At 61.5% G+C, this 15,693-nt stretch carries 11 protein-coding genes and 1 pseudogene; 3 read left to right on the plus strand and 9 right to left on the minus strand.

Features of this window, described 5'->3' with window-relative positions:
* Positions 1-140 precede the first annotated feature (140 nt).
* From AWC08_RS27800 to AWC08_RS27835, 8 genes and pseudogenes are all read right to left on the minus strand, one after another.
* Positions 141-1,158 (minus strand): annotated as a pseudogene (locus AWC08_RS27800) (flavin-containing monooxygenase); the annotation flags it as partial.
* 337 nt (positions 1,159-1,495) lie between these two features.
* Positions 1,496-2,554, minus strand: coding sequence for an LLM class flavin-dependent oxidoreductase (locus AWC08_RS27805; protein ID WP_007172230.1), 1,059 nt, complete (start codon positions 2,552-2,554; stop codon positions 1,496-1,498).
* A 121-nt stretch (positions 2,555-2,675) separates the two neighbouring features.
* Entirely contained in the window at positions 2,676-2,867 is a 192-nt protein-coding gene (locus AWC08_RS27810) for a ferredoxin (protein ID WP_007172229.1), read from the minus strand.
* A gap of 11 nt (positions 2,868-2,878) precedes the next feature.
* Positions 2,879-4,177, minus strand: coding sequence for a cytochrome P450 (locus AWC08_RS27815; protein WP_007172228.1), 1,299 nt, complete (start codon positions 4,175-4,177; stop codon positions 2,879-2,881).
* 56 nt (positions 4,178-4,233) lie between these two features.
* On the minus strand, positions 4,234-4,845 hold the full coding sequence (locus tag AWC08_RS27820; protein ID WP_046184315.1) for a TetR/AcrR family transcriptional regulator: 612 nt from the start codon (positions 4,843-4,845) through the stop codon (positions 4,234-4,236).
* 447 nt (positions 4,846-5,292) lie between these two features.
* On the minus strand, positions 5,293-6,750 hold the full coding sequence (locus AWC08_RS27825; protein WP_007172226.1) for a flavin-containing monooxygenase: 1,458 nt from the start codon (positions 6,748-6,750) through the stop codon (positions 5,293-5,295).
* A gap of 338 nt (positions 6,751-7,088) precedes the next feature.
* Positions 7,089-8,147, minus strand: coding sequence for a BtrH N-terminal domain-containing protein (locus tag AWC08_RS27830; protein ID WP_007172225.1), 1,059 nt, complete (start codon positions 8,145-8,147; stop codon positions 7,089-7,091).
* Positions 8,148-8,239: 92 nt separating this feature from the next.
* Positions 8,240-9,793, minus strand: a complete 1,554-nt coding sequence (locus tag AWC08_RS27835; protein WP_007172224.1) for an acyl-CoA synthetase — start codon at positions 9,791-9,793, stop codon at positions 8,240-8,242.
* A 387-nt stretch (positions 9,794-10,180) separates the two neighbouring features.
* On the opposite strand from AWC08_RS27835, the gene AWC08_RS27840 reads away from it, so the two are divergent.
* The gene (locus AWC08_RS27840; protein WP_046184313.1) at positions 10,181-10,981 is read left to right on the plus strand and encodes an enoyl-CoA hydratase/isomerase family protein; all 801 of its coding nucleotides are present in this window, start codon (positions 10,181-10,183) and stop codon (positions 10,979-10,981) included.
* Positions 10,982-11,195: 214 nt separating this feature from the next.
* Here the strand turns inward: AWC08_RS27840 and AWC08_RS27845 are convergent, their stop codons facing one another.
* On the minus strand, positions 11,196-11,849 hold the full coding sequence (locus tag AWC08_RS27845; protein WP_007172222.1) for a TetR/AcrR family transcriptional regulator: 654 nt from the start codon (positions 11,847-11,849) through the stop codon (positions 11,196-11,198).
* A 711-nt stretch (positions 11,850-12,560) separates the two neighbouring features.
* Between AWC08_RS27845 and AWC08_RS27850 the strand changes: the two genes are divergently transcribed.
* Positions 12,561-13,817, plus strand: coding sequence for an acyl-CoA dehydrogenase family protein (locus AWC08_RS27850; protein ID WP_244906547.1), 1,257 nt, complete (start codon positions 12,561-12,563; stop codon positions 13,815-13,817).
* A 62-nt stretch (positions 13,818-13,879) separates the two neighbouring features.
* Positions 13,880-15,427, plus strand: a complete 1,548-nt coding sequence (locus tag AWC08_RS27855) for an acyl-CoA synthetase (protein ID WP_007172220.1) — start codon at positions 13,880-13,882, stop codon at positions 15,425-15,427.
* Positions 15,428-15,693 lie beyond the last annotated feature (266 nt).

A 15,693-nucleotide genomic window follows, 5' to 3' on the forward strand; every position in this document is an offset into this window, starting at 1 on the left:
CAGCGCCGTCTTCCACAAGGGCAAGCCGCTCGAACGGCCTATCGACATCACACCCGAACCGTCGGCAGCTGAGCCTCAAACCGTCGGATCGCAGGTCGCCTGAAACTCACCGATCCACAGGTCTTGACGATATCTCACTCACGGATGTCGAAGAGGTAATTGTGTTTTACCTGCCATGGCCCTCGAGATCCCGCCTTCGGTAGCTGGTCCATCGCGCGCTGGAAGTAGCCTGGTGCGAAATCGGCGAAGGGTTCTTCTTCGACATCTTCCCTGGATGAGCGGCTACGACGGTGTCGTAGCCGCGCGCGTCCATGCAATTGAGCAGGCGACAAACGTATTCCGATACCAGGTCGGCCCTCAAGGTCCACGATGCATTGATATAGCCCATGGTGAACGCCATGGTGGGCACATCGGACAGCAACATCGACTTATAGGTCATCGACTTGCTGACGTCGACATCCTGGCCGTTACGACCAAGCTTGGCGCCCCCAAAAGCCACAAGTTCAATCCTGTTGCGGTAGAAGATGATATCGGCCGCCAACTCGTGACCCGTTCTGGTGAAGCGGTCGATGTTGGCGAACGTTGCAGCATCGTTATGTGCCCGGCGCCGCTGTCGATAACGACGACGTTCTTTACCGGCATAATCAAGGTCTCTGGGCCGGTGCTGAGGTTGCAATATGGGCCCACCGAAGTTCTCCTCGCCGGGAAAGTTTGGTCGGTAACCCGCGTCGTAGTTGTAATAGCCGCTACACATGAAGACGAACCGCGCCTCGAGCTCTAATTCCTCAGCCGTTCCGAACCGCCTTGATGGTCCAGCGCCGGCTGGCGTCCGACCAAGCGGCAGACAAGACCTGGGTACCGAAGTGAATGTGCTCATGGATGCCGTTCTCGGTCGCGACCTCACGCAGATAGTTCTTGATTGTCGGCGCGTCGACAGTGAACCTGGCCGAGTGCCAGGGCTTGAAGGAATCCGAACGTGCACATATCTGAGTCCGACCTGATGCCCGGATACTTGACCAGATCCCACGTGCCACCCGGATCACTTCTGCGCTCTAGAACTACGTACCTATTACCGGGGCAGCGATCCTGCGGGTGCCAGGCAGCGCTGATACCGGAAATCCCCGCTCCCACGACCACCACATCGAACAACTCTGACATGTTAATCGAGGTTAGCAACCCGATGACCTTGTCGCCAAACCGCTCGATCGACTCCGCATCTACTCCGTCGGACCGCCTTGATGCGGCGCAGAAGGTCCGCGCCGCAACGCATCTGCGTGCCACAACGTGTTCTGACCACTTCACTTCCTAGTGAAAGAGGACCGGCATCGTCCTAGCCTTCCCCAAGGACCGTTATTGCCAAACGCAAGCTCGGCTGTCACTGGGGGACTGCACCCCACCGAGATAGTCCCAGAGGGAAATGAGTAGTTTCATGCGAACCCGAAGGTCGGCATCGATCGATGCGGCAGCGCACTTTGTGTGCGAGATCGCCGTGTCGCTACCGTGGTCCGGGTCGCGCGTGCAGCTGGGAGGCCGGAGGCATATTGGGCGGGGCGCAATGCTTGATGAGATCATCGACGTTCTGTCCGACCCGCTCAGGCGCGGTACCTACCGACGGTGGGTAGAGCATGATGTGGTCTAGCACGCCCTCGTAGCGGCGTAGCCCGTTGCGAACCTCGTCAGCGGTGCCGGCGACACCCATGACGTCGATCATGTCATCGGTGACGGCGTTGAACATGGCCTGAAAGTCGCTGCGGGTGAAGGCTTCTCGGATGACGGCACCCTGCTTGGCGAATCCGCAGAAGTCGAGCAGCGGTTCGTAGGTCCTGACCGAGGCGTAGAATGCGATCTGCTGCGCTACCTCGCGACGAGCGATCTCGGGGTCGTCGTGGATGGAGCACATCACCATCGACACGATCTCGACGCCGTTAGGGTCGCGCCCGGTGCGTTGTGCGCCCTTGGCCACCGCAGGCCGCACGACTTCCTCCACATACGCGGTGGTGAAGAGTGGATGCCCGGCCAAGCCGTCAGCGACCCGTCCGGCGGCTTCACACATTCGCGGCCGCACGGCGGCGGTGACGATGGGGATATTGCGCGCAGGGGGTTCTACCGGCCCGGTGGGGACGAGATTCATATTGTAGAAACGGCCCTCATGGCGGACGGGTCCTTCGTGCAGGTTCCAGATGCGCCGGATAAGGGGTACGAGTTCCTCGACGCGCAGGGCGGGGGCGCTGGTATCGGTGACAGAGTGCCAATCGCTCATCATCCGTTTGGTGCCGTTGCCGATCCCGAGCACGACCCGACCACCGGACAGTTCGTCGAGGTCGCGTGTTTCGGTCGCCAAGACCAGCGGACTACGTCCGATGCCGTAGAGGATTGACGACCCGATGCGACACCTGTTCGTCGAGGTTGCCATCGCCGCCATCGAGATGGATCCCGACCGGGTGTAGAACTCGGATGCCCAGACGGCGTCGAACCCGGCCTGGTCGGCAGCCGCGGCGGTGGCCTTCATCGCGGCAAGTTCAGGGGCGACGACTGAAAGTCCATAAGTACTCATAAGTGACGGCTCCATCGTGTGGTAGGTGACAGACGGTGTCAGCGGCTAGTTGACCCGAAGGCGAAAGCCCATCGCCGCCGACAGCAAGCAGGTGTGTCAGCGTTGCCTCAGGACCGCGGTCTCAGTCCTCGACGGCGAGAGCGCCTGTGGGGCAGCACGATACTGCTTCTTCGATGAGTGATCTGTGGCATTCCGGTGGCTCGGGGTTCACGATATTGAGTTGGCCATCGTGCCTGACCTCGAAGAAGTCAGGAGCCAGGCCTTCACACATTCCGATTGACGAGCATCGGTTGCGGTCGACTCTGATCTTCATACCACGCCGCCTTACGCGTTCGGGGTGAAGCGGACGGGAAGGTGATTCACGCCGTGGAAGAACGTGCTGACGGTGTAGCTGGGTGGCCCGCAGACTTCAATATCAGGCAGGCGGTGCAGCAGTTCTCTGAAGAGCGCAGCGAGTTGCTGCCTGGCCAGCTGGTTGCCGAGGCAGTGATGGATTCCCCCGCCTCCGAAGCTCACGTGCGGGTTAGGGTCGCGCGACAGATCGAACTTCTCCGGGTTAGTGAACACGGTGGTGTCCCAGTTGGCCGAGCTGTAAAAAAGTATGATCTTGTCACCCTCGGTGATCTGCTGCCCGCCCAGTTCGCAGTCGCGAGCCGCCGTCCGGCGAAATGTCATGATTGGTGTGGCCCACCGGACGAATTCTTCCACGGCCCCTTTGATCCGTCCGTCGAAATCCTCCATGAGCCAAGCTCTTTGGTCTGGGAAGTCCGTCAATGCTTTCATCGCGTGACTGGTGCTTTGGCGCGTGGTGTCGTTCCCGGCGATCGTGAGAAGTATGAAAAACGAGACGATCTCGTCGTCGGTGAGTTGTTCGCCGTCCACTTCAGCTTGAACGAGGTTCGTCATAAGGTCATCTTCGGGCTGCCGGCGACGTGCGGCGATGATTTCGCGGGCGCCATCGCCCAAGAATCCCATCGCTTGGAACAGGCGAGGTATGACCGGGTCTTCGCCCATCACCTCCGGGTCGCTCCACCCACCGGCATACCGTGACTCCCACGCGATGTCGCGGCGCATCGAGTCCGGCACGCCCATCATGTCGAAGATGTTGTGCATCGGCAGCAACGCGGCGCACTGGTCGACGAAGTCAGCCTCGCCTTGCGGGGCAAGGCCATCGACGACCCGTTTCGCGTTGGCCTCGATCTGGTGACTGGTCAGCCGCATTTGCTTCGGTGTGAATGCGGATGCCAGCAATCGTCGAATCTTGGTATGCCGCGGCGGGTCCATAGCGATGAAGCCTTGCGCGGTGTCGAGCAGTTCCTGCGGGATCGACTCCATCACAATGCCTTGACCAGACAGGAAATCGTCGTGTCGCCGGGTCGCCTCGACAAGTAGCGGGTGGGTGACCACGGCCCAGAAGCCTTGGTCGTCCTCGTCGTCGATCATGGTGTGCTCGACGCGCGGGTGCCAGCTGATGGGGGCGCGTCGGCGCAGCTCCGCGTAGGTCTTCTCACGGTCAGCGGCGGTGCCAGCCCAAAAGGCAGTCGAGGACAGGTCGGCAGAATCATACGAACGTGCTGAACGACGCTCCACCGACGACTTCGGAGCGGAAGCGCTGACAGTCATGAGGGTCCTCCCGAGCTAGTGTCTCCACGCCAGTGTTTACACTTTTCTCTATAAAGTCAACATCCAGACAAAAATCTGCGTTGTGTAAACGGCCTCGCGGGATCTGCGCCCAAATAGCGAAGGGCGATCCGCGAGATCCGCTCACCGGTCAGACTTGCATCGGCAGAAGGAAGCACGACATGGCTCACAGTGAGCCTCACCAGCGCATCGGCGACTTCATGCACGTCATCGGCATCCAGACCTGGAAAGTGCTCGTTGAACCAAGTCACGAGGGCTGCCGAGGATAGCTCCAGCAGCGATGCCGAGGTCGGCAGGAGCGGCAACATACCGGTTGTCTCGGAAACCGTTTTGTCTGTAGGCCGATTTGACGTCAACACCGCCTTCAAGAGCGGGCTCGCTTCCGCTTCCTCGAGGGTGTACGACACCGCGGCGGTGATACCCCCGCGGACATCTCCGGCGTGTTGTGCCGAAACTGCGTGAATGCCGTTCAAGAATCGTTCGCCTTCGGACACAACCAGCGCGTCACCCAGTCCCTGCTTATCGGTGAATTCCTTGTAGAGCGTCGGGCGGGACACGCCGACAAGCTTGGCGACTTCACTCATGCGAACCCGATGCCAGCCCTTCTCGATAGTGAGGTCACGCGCAGCCCTGAGAACTTGCTCACGCATGTGCTGGCGAAACGAGAGGCGAACGGACTCTGTGGACATGGTGAGCAGGATATGCGTCTTGCACAAGTGTTCCGTCCGGGCGGTGGAGGACCACACCTGCTTGCTGTCGAAGATGACCAATCGCCGGTCCCTGCATGATTTCGTTGATGCGGTTCTAACGCCGGCTCGGAGCGTTCGATGGCTTAGTCGGCAAACGCCGGCGTGATAACGGTGGGCGTAAGCGTTGCCAGGACAGTGGCCACGCTTGGTCGTCACCACCAAAGACCACGCGAAGTCGTTCCCCATTCCATGGGCGTCGTAGCGTCCTCGCTCCGAATTCTGCCGCCGCCTGATCCGAGACGCTTGCGCTCGCGTTAGGGCCCCAAACCATCTTCACCGATGACGTGCATGGCACCAAGCGCGACAGGATCCGCGCGAAAAGACCTTGATTGGCTTTCGATGCGCGTCTCATCGGAGTTCGAAATCTGCGATCTCAGGTGCACGCAATAGTTCTCGGTGCCGCTCGGGTGTCCACGGAAACAATTCGGGAAGCCCATCTTTGCCTAGGTACCAACTGTTGCAACCGGTAACCCAAATTGTTTGTGGCATCGCTGCTTTCATGCTGTCGTTGTAGCCCTTGGTGGCCAACTTGGTGGGCGCGGCGGCGACGATGCGGCCCTCACGGATCCGGTTAATCCACCACAGCACATAATCAGCCTGGTCCTCGGCGACCGGTATCAGTGACTGGTTGCCGATCGGCGAATGCGGACCCATCAGCATGAACAAGTTTGGGAATCCGGGCACCGCGACCGACCGATACGCCGTGGGGCCATCGGCCCATGCCTCGTCGAGGGTGAGCCCACGCTCCCCGACCACTGTCAGCGGGCGCACGTAGGCCCGGGCGTCAAACCCGGTGGCATAGACCAGCAGGTCGAGTTCGTGCAAGGTACCGTCGGCCGTGATGACGCCGCGAGGCTCGATGTGGTCGATCGTCTCGTTGATCACCTCCACACCCGGTTGTTGGACCGAACGGTAGAAATGTCCCGCCATAATCTGGCGCTTGCACATCGGCTGATCTTTCGGGGTGAGTTTCGCGCGCAACTGCGGGTCGCGCACCGAGAGTCGCAGGTTCCATCGACATAGCGTCTGAACCAAGCGGCGCTGAAATCCCGGACGGATCGGCGCGCGGCCGAAGATGCGCCTGACCACCAATCCCCAGAACCAATAGCCCAGGCCGTTCAACCTCGGCCACCGCGTCAACGCGGCCTGGATCAGCGGTGAGTAGTGCGGATTGGGCATCGGAAAGACCCACTGCGCAGTGCGTTGGAAGACGGTGAGCCGACTGACCTTGCCCCCGAGTTCGGCAATGATCTGTATGCCTGTCGAGCCCGTCCCGATCAGTCCGACCCGCTTGTCCCGCAAGGTGACGGAGTGATCCCATTCCGCGGAGTGGAACACCGGCCCGGCAAAACTCTCCTGGCCGGGAATGTCCGGATAGCGCGGCACCCGGAGCACGCCGGTCGCGGTGACAAGGACGTCGAATGTCTCTTCGCTGTCGTCGGTCGTGATCCGCCACCGCTCGTCGTCGTATCGGGCGGATATGACCTCGGCGCCGAACTTGATGTGCGGGCGGATGGCCCGTTCGTCGGCCACCTGCTGGAAATAGGCCTGGATCTCCGGCCCCGGCGGCAGCAGGTGCGACCAGTTCGGGTTGGGCCGAAACGAGTAGGAGTAATACCGCGATGGGATATCGCAGGTTAGCCCCGGGTAGGTGTTGTCTCGCCATGTGCCGCCGACATCCTCGGCCTGTTCGAAAATGGTGTACGAGTCAATGCCGGCGTCCTGCAGCTTGATCGCCATGCACAGTCCCGACATGCCCGCACCGATGATTGCGACTTTGACTGACCGTTGTTCCGTCATGTTCATCACTCATTCTTGAAGTGCTACTTGTACTCGGCACTGCCGATCACGCCGATACCGGCGCCGCTACGCACTAAGGCATTGATGCGCGCTTCCGCTCGTTGTCGGCACACGACCAGCCGTCCTACCCGCGCACGCCGGTGCGGCGACCCTTGTTCCGTGCACCAAGCGTTCCCTCCTGCTGCCCCAGTTGCGGACCGCTACACGTGTGGAGCCACCAACAGTGTTAACCGTCGTTAGCGTACCCCTCGAAAATGGCTCCGGTGGGTCAAAAGCCGCGCTGCGTGGACGTTCGGCACCCAGATGCCAAGCTGAATGCAGCGGCCGGCCCAAGGCGGAAATTGTTACGTCAGAGCCGCTCCGGCGGCGAAGAGCGATTCCGTGAGCCGCTTTTCGGCGTCAGGCACACGCTCGGCTGCGGCCGCAGTGGCGGCGGCGCGAGCCCGCAGTGGGGTGCCTGGGTTGTAAGCCATCCGGGCTACTTCGGTCCAGGCGGTCGACACCTCCCGAGCAGCCCTCGACGCCTCCAGGGCGGCTTCGGAATGCAGCAAGTTGGCGATGCTTCGACAGCCGTCGGCCTGCAGGGCCCTGAACAACCCCCCTCCCGTCCCCGCCTTCTCAATGAACGCCCACAGCGCAAACAGGGCGCTTTCGAGGTTGTGATCGTCCAGGGCGTCAGGCCACGCCGCCACGTCGACGGCGAAATGCTCGACACCATCGAGTCCATCCTTCTGTGCCTCAGGGTCGCGAGTGACTGTAAGACCCCGGCTGTCGGTGATTGCCGCCATCGCCTGCGCGCTTCGGATAAGGGCGGGACCGGCGATCGCCGCCAAGTCCGGCGCCGTAGTCGGCCAGTCGACGATGTAGGCGGTGTGACGGGTCGGCACGGGAAAGCCGGTCGAAGACCGTGCCCGACGGAGATCCTCGTAGGGGACCAGTTGGACCGAATCTCGGTCGTTGTCAACGACCAAGGCCACGCCTCGGTCGTCGTCGTAGCCGGTGATGACAATGTCGTGGCGGCTCATGCTCAACCGTGCGCGCAGATAGGGCAGATGAGCAATGTCGGCCCAAACCATCACGGGGGTGCGGCGGTCGAGTTGATCGGTCACCCACTTCCACCCGAGGTCGCCGTCATCGGTGGCGCGAATCTCGAACTGTGCACCGACATTAGTGAGGTATTGCTCTTCGAGATCGGGGCCCCTGCCAACGAGGTACACCGGCGGAAATAACTCGTCGGAACGGGCATAGGAAAAATCCAGCGTGCCGCTCAGCGCGAAAACCAGTCCTTCGCGGGGGGCGTGCACACCCCAACGGAGTCCGGCCCACTCGGTCAGATCGCGGAGGGCACCGGACCCGCAGTGGCCGCCGAGCTCGTGTCTGTAAGGCACCTCTACGCGCGCCATGACGATCCCGTCCTGACGGCCTGCCCAGGGCGTCTAGGGAAATCCTTTGGAGGCAGCCGCGTCGATGGCCGCGGGGCGCGCTGCAAGGGCACCTATCGACCCCGGCTAGTGCTTGTGCACTCTTGCCGGAACTGTTTTCGCAGTTCGCGTTTGAGCACCTTGCCAGCACCTGAGAGAGGGAGCGCATCAACGAACGAGGCTGTACGGGGCGCCTTGTATCCCGCGATCTGAGTCTTACAGAAGTCTCTGAGCTCTTCGGCTGTCACCGAGGAGTTTTCGGTCAAGACGACGACCGCATGAACGCGCTCGCCCCAATTTTCATCGGCAACTCCGATGACCGCGCACGCCGCCACCTCCGGGTGCCTGGACAGAACATTCTCGACTTCCGTCGAGTAGACATTCTCGCCACCCGAGATAATCATGTCTTTGATGCGGTCGACGACGAACACATAACCCCGCTCGTCCATGTAACCGGCGTCACCGGTGTGCATCCACCCATTGCGCAGCGCGGCCGCTGTCTCGTCTGGTTTATTCCAGTAGCCCAACATCACGTTGCCGCCACGCACGACGATTTCGCCGGTATTGCCCGGCGGCACTTCCTTATCGTCAGCATCGACGATTTTGACCTCGGCGCAGGGCGCGGCGCGGCCGGCTGAACGCAATAGGTCCGGATGCTCGTGGTCCTCAGGACGCAGGACTGTGGCTAGGGGGGACAGTTCTGTCATGCCATAACCCTGCATGAATCGCGCCGACCGCACGGTCTTCATCGCGCGCGACAGGACCGCCTCGGAAATCGGCGATGCCCCGTACATCACGTTTCTGAGGCTGGAGAGGTCGTAATCCCTGACGGCGGGATGGTCGACGACCATCTGCAGCATGGTCGGCACTAAAAGGACGTCGGTGACCTGGTGGCGTTCGATGGTCTGGAGAATGGCACTGGGCTCGAAAGTCGAGAGCATCACATGTGTGCCACCCAGGGTGGTTTGCCCCGCCCAGGCGGCCAAGTCCGCGAGATGGAACAACGGCGCAACATGAAGCAGTCGAGCCTCCGAACTCAGAAAGCTTCCCACGCTGAGCATTCCCAGCACGGAGGTCATCAGGTTCGCGTGGCTAAGCATGACGCCCTTGGGTAGACCCGTGGTGCCACCGGTGTAGAACACACCGGCCAGTTGATCGCCGCTGCGCCGCACGTCATCACCGACTTCGCCGCCGGCTATGAGTTCCTCATAGCAGAACATTCCCTCCGGGGTCGGGGCGTTTCCGCAATGAACGACTGCGCGCAGGTCAGGATATGACGCGCGAAGTGCGGGGACTGCTGGACTGAAGGCGTCATCGACAAATAAGACATCGGTTTGGGAGTCGCGCAGGGCGTAGGCAATCTCCGGAGGGCTCCAGCGGATATTGATCGGGTTTAATACCGCGTCCGCCCACGGCACCGCCAGCAGGTACTCATGGTAACGGTCGGAGTTGAGCGCCAGCATGCCGACGCGATCCCCGCGGTTAACGCCAATCGTCCGTAATGCGCTCGCCAACTTCGCGATTCGTTGTGCGGACTGCGCATAGGTCCGTGTTCGATCCGCGTCGATGGTGGCGAGGCGGTCCGGGTGTTGTTGCAGTGCTCTGTGCAAGCCCTGCGTGAGGTACATCACGTCTCCTCCTGAACTCTCAACCGGTGCGGGCCCGGCAATGACACATCCAGTGGCCCCGAGCGCCCTCACGTTATCAGTGGTTAACATTACTGGGGCGCCGATGGATAGCACAATCGTCCTTTGAACTCGACAACTGAGAGCCCACCCAGTCACCCGCCTGCATCGAATCGTCGTCACGTCCCACAATCGTGAATGCTTAGTCACATATGCTGCGACTTGTGGCGGGAACGGTGTTACCAGTCCCCACTTCCAAGTCGACTACTCCAATTAGGTGGCGTTGGAGGCGATAAAATCGAAGACCCCGTCGCAGCCCAGACCTGCACGCCCCGCAGAAGGTGTCGCTGGGACGTCCAAGTGGTCGCCGATGGGACGCCGGCATTGTCGATGGAGACAGTGCCCAGAACACGCGGAAGGACTACCTTGGATGATCCGGTGATTTATGACGTCGTCGATGGGGTGGCCTGGCTGACTATCAACCGGCCCCACTCTCGCAATGCGCTCAGTGTCGCCGTGCGCCAAGGATTATGGGATGGCGCACGTCGGTTCAATGAGGACGCTGACGCGCGCGTACTCGTTTTGACCGGCGCGGGTGAAAAGGCATTCTGCGCCGGCGGCGACCTTAAAGAGATGGCGCACCAGGCGCTGGCGGTTCCGCCACTGGACTTCGCCCCGCAGTTCGGCCGCAACATCGACATCGCTAAACCGACCATCGCGGCGGTCAACGGTGTTGCATTCGCCGGCGGGTTCCTGCTCGCACAGCAGTGTGACCTGATCGTCGCCGCCGAGCATGCCCTGTTCGCGATCACCGAAGTCAAAGTCGGCCGTGGAGCTCCCTGGGCCGCTCCTCTTTCGTGGCTCGTTCCACCGAGAATCGCTCTGCAGATGATGCTCACCGGCGAACCGATCAGCGCGGCCCGGGCGTTCGAAGTGGGTCTTGTTAACGAGGTGGTGCCCGCCGCTCGGCTTAGGGATCGAGCCCAGAAGCTGGGCGCTCTAATCGCTGGAAATGCTCCGCTGTCGGTGCTGGCCGCTAAACAGACTGCGTATCTATCGGCGCGACATCGCCTTGAGGAGGCATACACGCTGGCTGAGAAGATCTGGGAACCCGTGTACCACTCCGCGGACGCGCAGGAGGGCCCACGCGCATTCCGGGAGAAACGGGCACCTGTATGGCGGGGACGCTGAACACGCCGGATGTCTGCGAATGCTCGTGCCAAGGACCGCGCGGCGAGACCGCCGGCTGACTGGCGCGGCGTGCGGGCCCGCCAAGCAAGCCGATTGGCGGCGTGCTTAATCGTGGCCAGGGAGCCATCGACACGAAGCAAATCATTGACAGCCTCTGCTCAGCGAAATCACCCTCCCGAGGACACGCCGAGGCGAGGACACTCCGAGGTTGCGCCTACCGTCGACCTCGGCGCTGCGGCAACGCGTGGCTTGCCCGATCCTCACTGTGCGACTCGCACGGTGGAACGCCGAGAACAGCGTGCCCCATCCGCGCGAGCAGCACCGAGACGCGCTCGGGAGGCATCCCCGTATCGCGATATTGCAACGTCGATTGGATGGCACCGATCGCGCCGTGAACAACGGCGCGCAATTCCGTCTCGTCCAACTCCGGCCTTAACTCGCCCAAAACGTGCACCCACTCTTCAACGTAGAGGCGCTGTTTGCGGCGCAGGCGACTACGTCGATGGTCAGGCAGATTATGGACTTCTCGGTAGTAAACAATGGCGAGTTCGCGCTTCTCCATCACCAGGGCAACGTGGTCGGCTACTAAGGCAGTCAGCGCCTCGCGATCATCTCGGCTTTGTTCAACGATCGCCGACGCCCGTCGCAGCAGCGTGTCAATCACTTGTTCGAACAGTGCCGCCAGCAAGCCCGCCTTGCTGTCAAAGTGCCGGTAGATCGCTGGACCGACGACCCCTGCCGAGATGCCGATATCGGCCATAGAAACAGCGTGATAGCCACGGTCCGCGATGAGTTCGGCGGCGGCCGCCAGAATCCGCTCGCGACGCTCGCCTCCTCGCGTGCGGCCGACGGTGACTGTGTCGGTCACGGTCGACCATCCTTTCGCAGTCGAAGCAGCAATACCTCTTCCGTTCGAAACGCCCACACGTTCCGGGTGATCTACGAACGTTAACACTTCTTCACGATGCCCACTCCCCACGCGCAACTGCCGCGCCATCCAACGTCCATACTGGGAGAGGCCCCGGGGTACCTCCAAGCGCGGCGCGGCTGCAACCACCAAGACAATCAACCCGGATAGATTGCAGTGATCGGCGGACGAGACCTCCTTCATTCGCATGAGTCGTAGATCTGGTGCACCGGAGCGCGACATCTACGCGATGGGTGTTGCAAATCCTTGGGCCTCGCACGTAACGTTAGCCACCAGTAACTGAGGCTGTTGAGCTTCGACGGTTTCTGGACTAATCGGGGCACGCGAAGCACTCCTTGAGGTGGCCACTTGCACGCGACGCCCGAGCCTTGCATTGACTTAAGTCGCGGTCGCGAGTGGGTAGGAAGGGATCGGTTTGAGAGATTCAGTGCCGATCCTCGCGCGAGGAGCCTGGCTGACCGATGCCGCCTATGCGCTTGATCGTGTTGGTGGGCGGCGCAGTCATGCTCCAGGACAATGCTTTCGGCGCGTGCGCTGGGAGGCGAAGACAAAGTTTCGCTCCGATTGTTTCGGAATTCAGCACACGGGCCGCTCGCCCCGTTGGGCGAATGCTTTCCGAATCGTCCGACTGCACAATCGAATTGAGACACCTTGCACCTGCGTGCAACCGCTGTTCGGTTGCCGACGCAATTCGATCCGGGAGCCATCATGACGGATATCGAAGCAACCACCAAACACATAGCCGGGACGGAAGGCTGCGCTGTGCCCAACGATCCGTGGACCACGCCGGAGCGGCTAGCACTGAGCCAGTTGGCGCGATCTTTCGTCGCTCGCGAGATAACACCGAAAGTGACGGATTGGGAGGAGGCAGGTGAAATCCCGCGCGAGCTGCACCGTAAGGCTGCCGATGTGGGACTTCTCGGGGTTGGATTCCCCGAGAACGTGGGAGGCAGCGGCGGCGACGCGATCGATTCGGCGTTGGTAACCGAGGCAATTCTGGCGTGCGGTGGGTCTACCGGCGTGTGCGCCGCGTTGTTCACCCACGGCATCGCGCTTCCGCACATCGCCGCGAATGGATCGGATGCCCTGATCGACCACTACGTTCGCCCCACCCTGGCCGGAGATATGATCGGCTCGCTGGCAGTCACCGAGCCCGGAGCGGGCTCAGATGTGGCGAACCTACGCACACGAGCAGTCCGCGATGGTGACACGTACGTGGTCAACGGTGCTAAGACCTTCATCACGAGCGGTGTCCGCGCCGACTTCGTGACTACCGCGGTGCGTACCGGGGGACCCGGGTACGGCGGAGTTTCGTTGCTGGTTATCGACAAGGGCACACCGGGGTTCAAGGTTGACCGCCGGCTGGACAAGATGGGATGGCGTTGCAGCGATACCGCAGAACTCTCGTTCTTTGACGTTCGCGTTCCCGCTGCGAACCTGGTGGGGGCAGAGAACGGCGGATTCTTGCAGATCATGCAGCAGTTTCAGTCGGAACGACTCGGCATTGCCGTGCAGGCATACGCGACGGCGGAGCGCGCGCTCAAATTAGCCAAGGGTTGGGCGCGCGAACGCCAGACTTTCGGGAAACCTCTGACGGCTCGTCAAGTGATCCGCCATAAGCTCGCGGAAATGGCCAGGCAGGTCGACGTCGCGCGCGCCTACACCCGCGCCGTGATGCAACGGTGGCTGGCCGGGGAGGATGTAGTCACTGAGGTGTCGATGGCCAAGAACACCGCCGTATACGCGTGCGATTATGTGGTGAATGAGGCGGTTCAAATCTTTGGTGGGATGGGTTATATGCGCGAGTCCGAAGTCGAACGGCATTACCGAGATTGCCGCATTCTCGGAATAGGCGGTGGCACCAACGAGATCATGAACGAGATCATCGCCAAGCGCATCGGCTTATAGCTGTTCGGCACTGAATCGGCCCACGACGACGTGTCTGGGCGACCGGCTCCGAAGGAGTTCACATGGACAGGGGTATTGGCAGTTGGGCGACGAAACGGGCCTTCCTGTCCGGCGACCGCACCGCCCTCGTTGACGATAACCGACGGATCACCTTCACTCAGCTCGATGAACGGACCAACCGGCTTGCGCGTGCCCTGCGAGCGCTCGGTGTCCGCAAGGGCGACAGGGTTGGCGGTCTCTTGATCAACAGTCCCGCGTTCATAGAAACGATGCTGGCGGCCGCGAAACTAGGCGCGATCTTCGTGCCCATGAACGTGCGGTTGGCGCCAGCAGAGGTGGCTTACCAGCTGGCCGACTCAGGCGCAGACGTGCTCGTGTATTCCAACCCGCTGGCCCCGGTCGCCCGCGCCGCGGTGTCAGAGGATGGGGTGCGGGTCCGCCACCAAATGGCCGTCGGCGGTGAATGCCTTGCCGGTGAGCTTTCCTACGACGACGTTGTGAACAGTGAAGCGCCCACAGCTGTGGGCTCCGACGTGGCGGGCCATGACATTGCAAATCTGATGTATACGTCCGGGACTACGGGGCGTCCCAAAGGTGTGATGCTCACCCACGACAACCATCTGTGGAACGTCATGAACGCGCTGACAATCGGGCGCGGGCTGCGTGAGACGGACGTGACCGTCGCCGTGGCTCCGATGTTCCACATCGGGGGACTCGGAGTGCACACGCTGCCGCTGCTGCATGTCGGCGGTTGCAGCGTGCTGCTGCCGTCCTTCGATCCGCGACAGACGCTGGCGATGATGGCCCAAGAGCATGCGACAGTGCAATTCATGGTTCCGGCGATGTGGGCCGCGCTGATGAACGTCGATGGATTCGAGGACCACGATTTGTCGGCTCTCGAACTGGCGGCTGCGGGTGGCGCACCGTGTCCGTTGACCGTCATCGAATTCTTCCAAGGACGCAGTCTGCCGTTCCAGGAGGGTTTCGGGATGACCGAAACCGCGCCTATCGTCTCATTCCTCGACGCTGAACACGTTAAGGAGAAGGCCGGATCGATCGGTCGGACGGCTTTTCACGTCGAAGCTCGTATCGTCGACGACGCCGACAACGACGTCCCCGTCGACGAGGTGGGCGAGTTAGTAGTGCGCGGCCCTAACGTATTCGCGGGCTACTGGGGTCTTCCCGAGGCGACAGTGCAAGCTTTTCGTGGCGGCTGGTTTCATACTGGCGACTTGGGCCGCATTGACCGAGAAGGTTTCATCACTCTGGTCGACCGAAAAAAAGACATGATCATCAGCGGTGGTGAGAACGTTTACCCGATCGAGGTGGAGCAGGTCCTCTACCGTCACCATGCCGTGCGCGAGGTCGCGGTTGTCGGTGTGCCGCATCCGCGTTGGGGCGAAACTCCGGTGGCCGTCGTGGCCCTTCAGCAGGATGCCGCCGTCAATGCAGAGGAGCTTATCGATTACGCTCGAGAACGCCTTGCCCACTTCAAATGCCCGTCACGAGTACATGTCGTTCCCGACTTGCCGCGAAACGCCACCGGCAAGGTGCTCAAGACGGAGCTTCGCCTGCAATTCGGCGGGGAGGGGCTTTCAGTTCTGCGTTGAAACGCCGTTCTCTCGGCCAGACGCACATTTGCTTTTCGCCACACCTCGACCACGTTGCGGTACGCAGAATGCGGTCAGCGGCAGCATGGACGTAAATCTTCGCACGCCTGCCGAATCGCTTTGGGTGAGAGTCGTTCATGGGTGGATACGAGTGGCAGCGCAGCGGGATGGCGGATGATCCGACGGTTCGAGGCTCAGCTGCCGACGGTTCGGGTGTGATGTCGATAGGCCGTTCGAGCGGCTTGCCCTTGTGGAAGACGGGTCTG

Source organism: Mycobacterium gordonae (genome assembly GCF_002101675.1).
Lineage (GTDB): Bacteria > Actinomycetota > Actinomycetes > Mycobacteriales > Mycobacteriaceae > Mycobacterium > Mycobacterium gordonae.

Excerpts from the sequence above, each read along its gene's own strand:
- AWC08_RS27805 (WP_007172230.1), bottom strand. The coding sequence starts at position 2,554 with ATGAGTACTTATGGACTTTCAGTCGTCGCCCCTGAACTTGCCGCGATG.
- AWC08_RS27810 (WP_007172229.1), bottom strand. The coding sequence starts at position 2,867 with ATGAAGATCAGAGTCGACCGCAACCGATGCTCGTCAATCGGAATGTGT.
- AWC08_RS27815 (WP_007172228.1), bottom strand. The coding sequence starts at position 4,177 with ATGACTGTCAGCGCTTCCGCTCCGAAGTCGTCGGTGGAGCGTCGTTCA.
- AWC08_RS27820 (WP_046184315.1), bottom strand. The coding sequence starts at position 4,845 with ATGCGTGAGCAAGTTCTCAGGGCTGCGCGTGACCTCACTATCGAGAAG.
- AWC08_RS27825 (WP_007172226.1), bottom strand. The coding sequence starts at position 6,750 with ATGAACATGACGGAACAACGGTCAGTCAAAGTCGCAATCATCGGTGCG.
- AWC08_RS27830 (WP_007172225.1), bottom strand. The coding sequence starts at position 8,147 with ATGGCGCGCGTAGAGGTGCCTTACAGACACGAGCTCGGCGGCCACTGC.
- AWC08_RS27835 (WP_007172224.1), bottom strand. The coding sequence starts at position 9,793 with ATGTACCTCACGCAGGGCTTGCACAGAGCACTGCAACAACACCCGGAC.
- AWC08_RS27840 (WP_046184313.1), top strand. The coding sequence starts at position 10,181 with ATGGAGACAGTGCCCAGAACACGCGGAAGGACTACCTTGGATGATCCG.
- AWC08_RS27855 (WP_007172220.1), top strand. The coding sequence starts at position 13,880 with ATGGACAGGGGTATTGGCAGTTGGGCGACGAAACGGGCCTTCCTGTCC.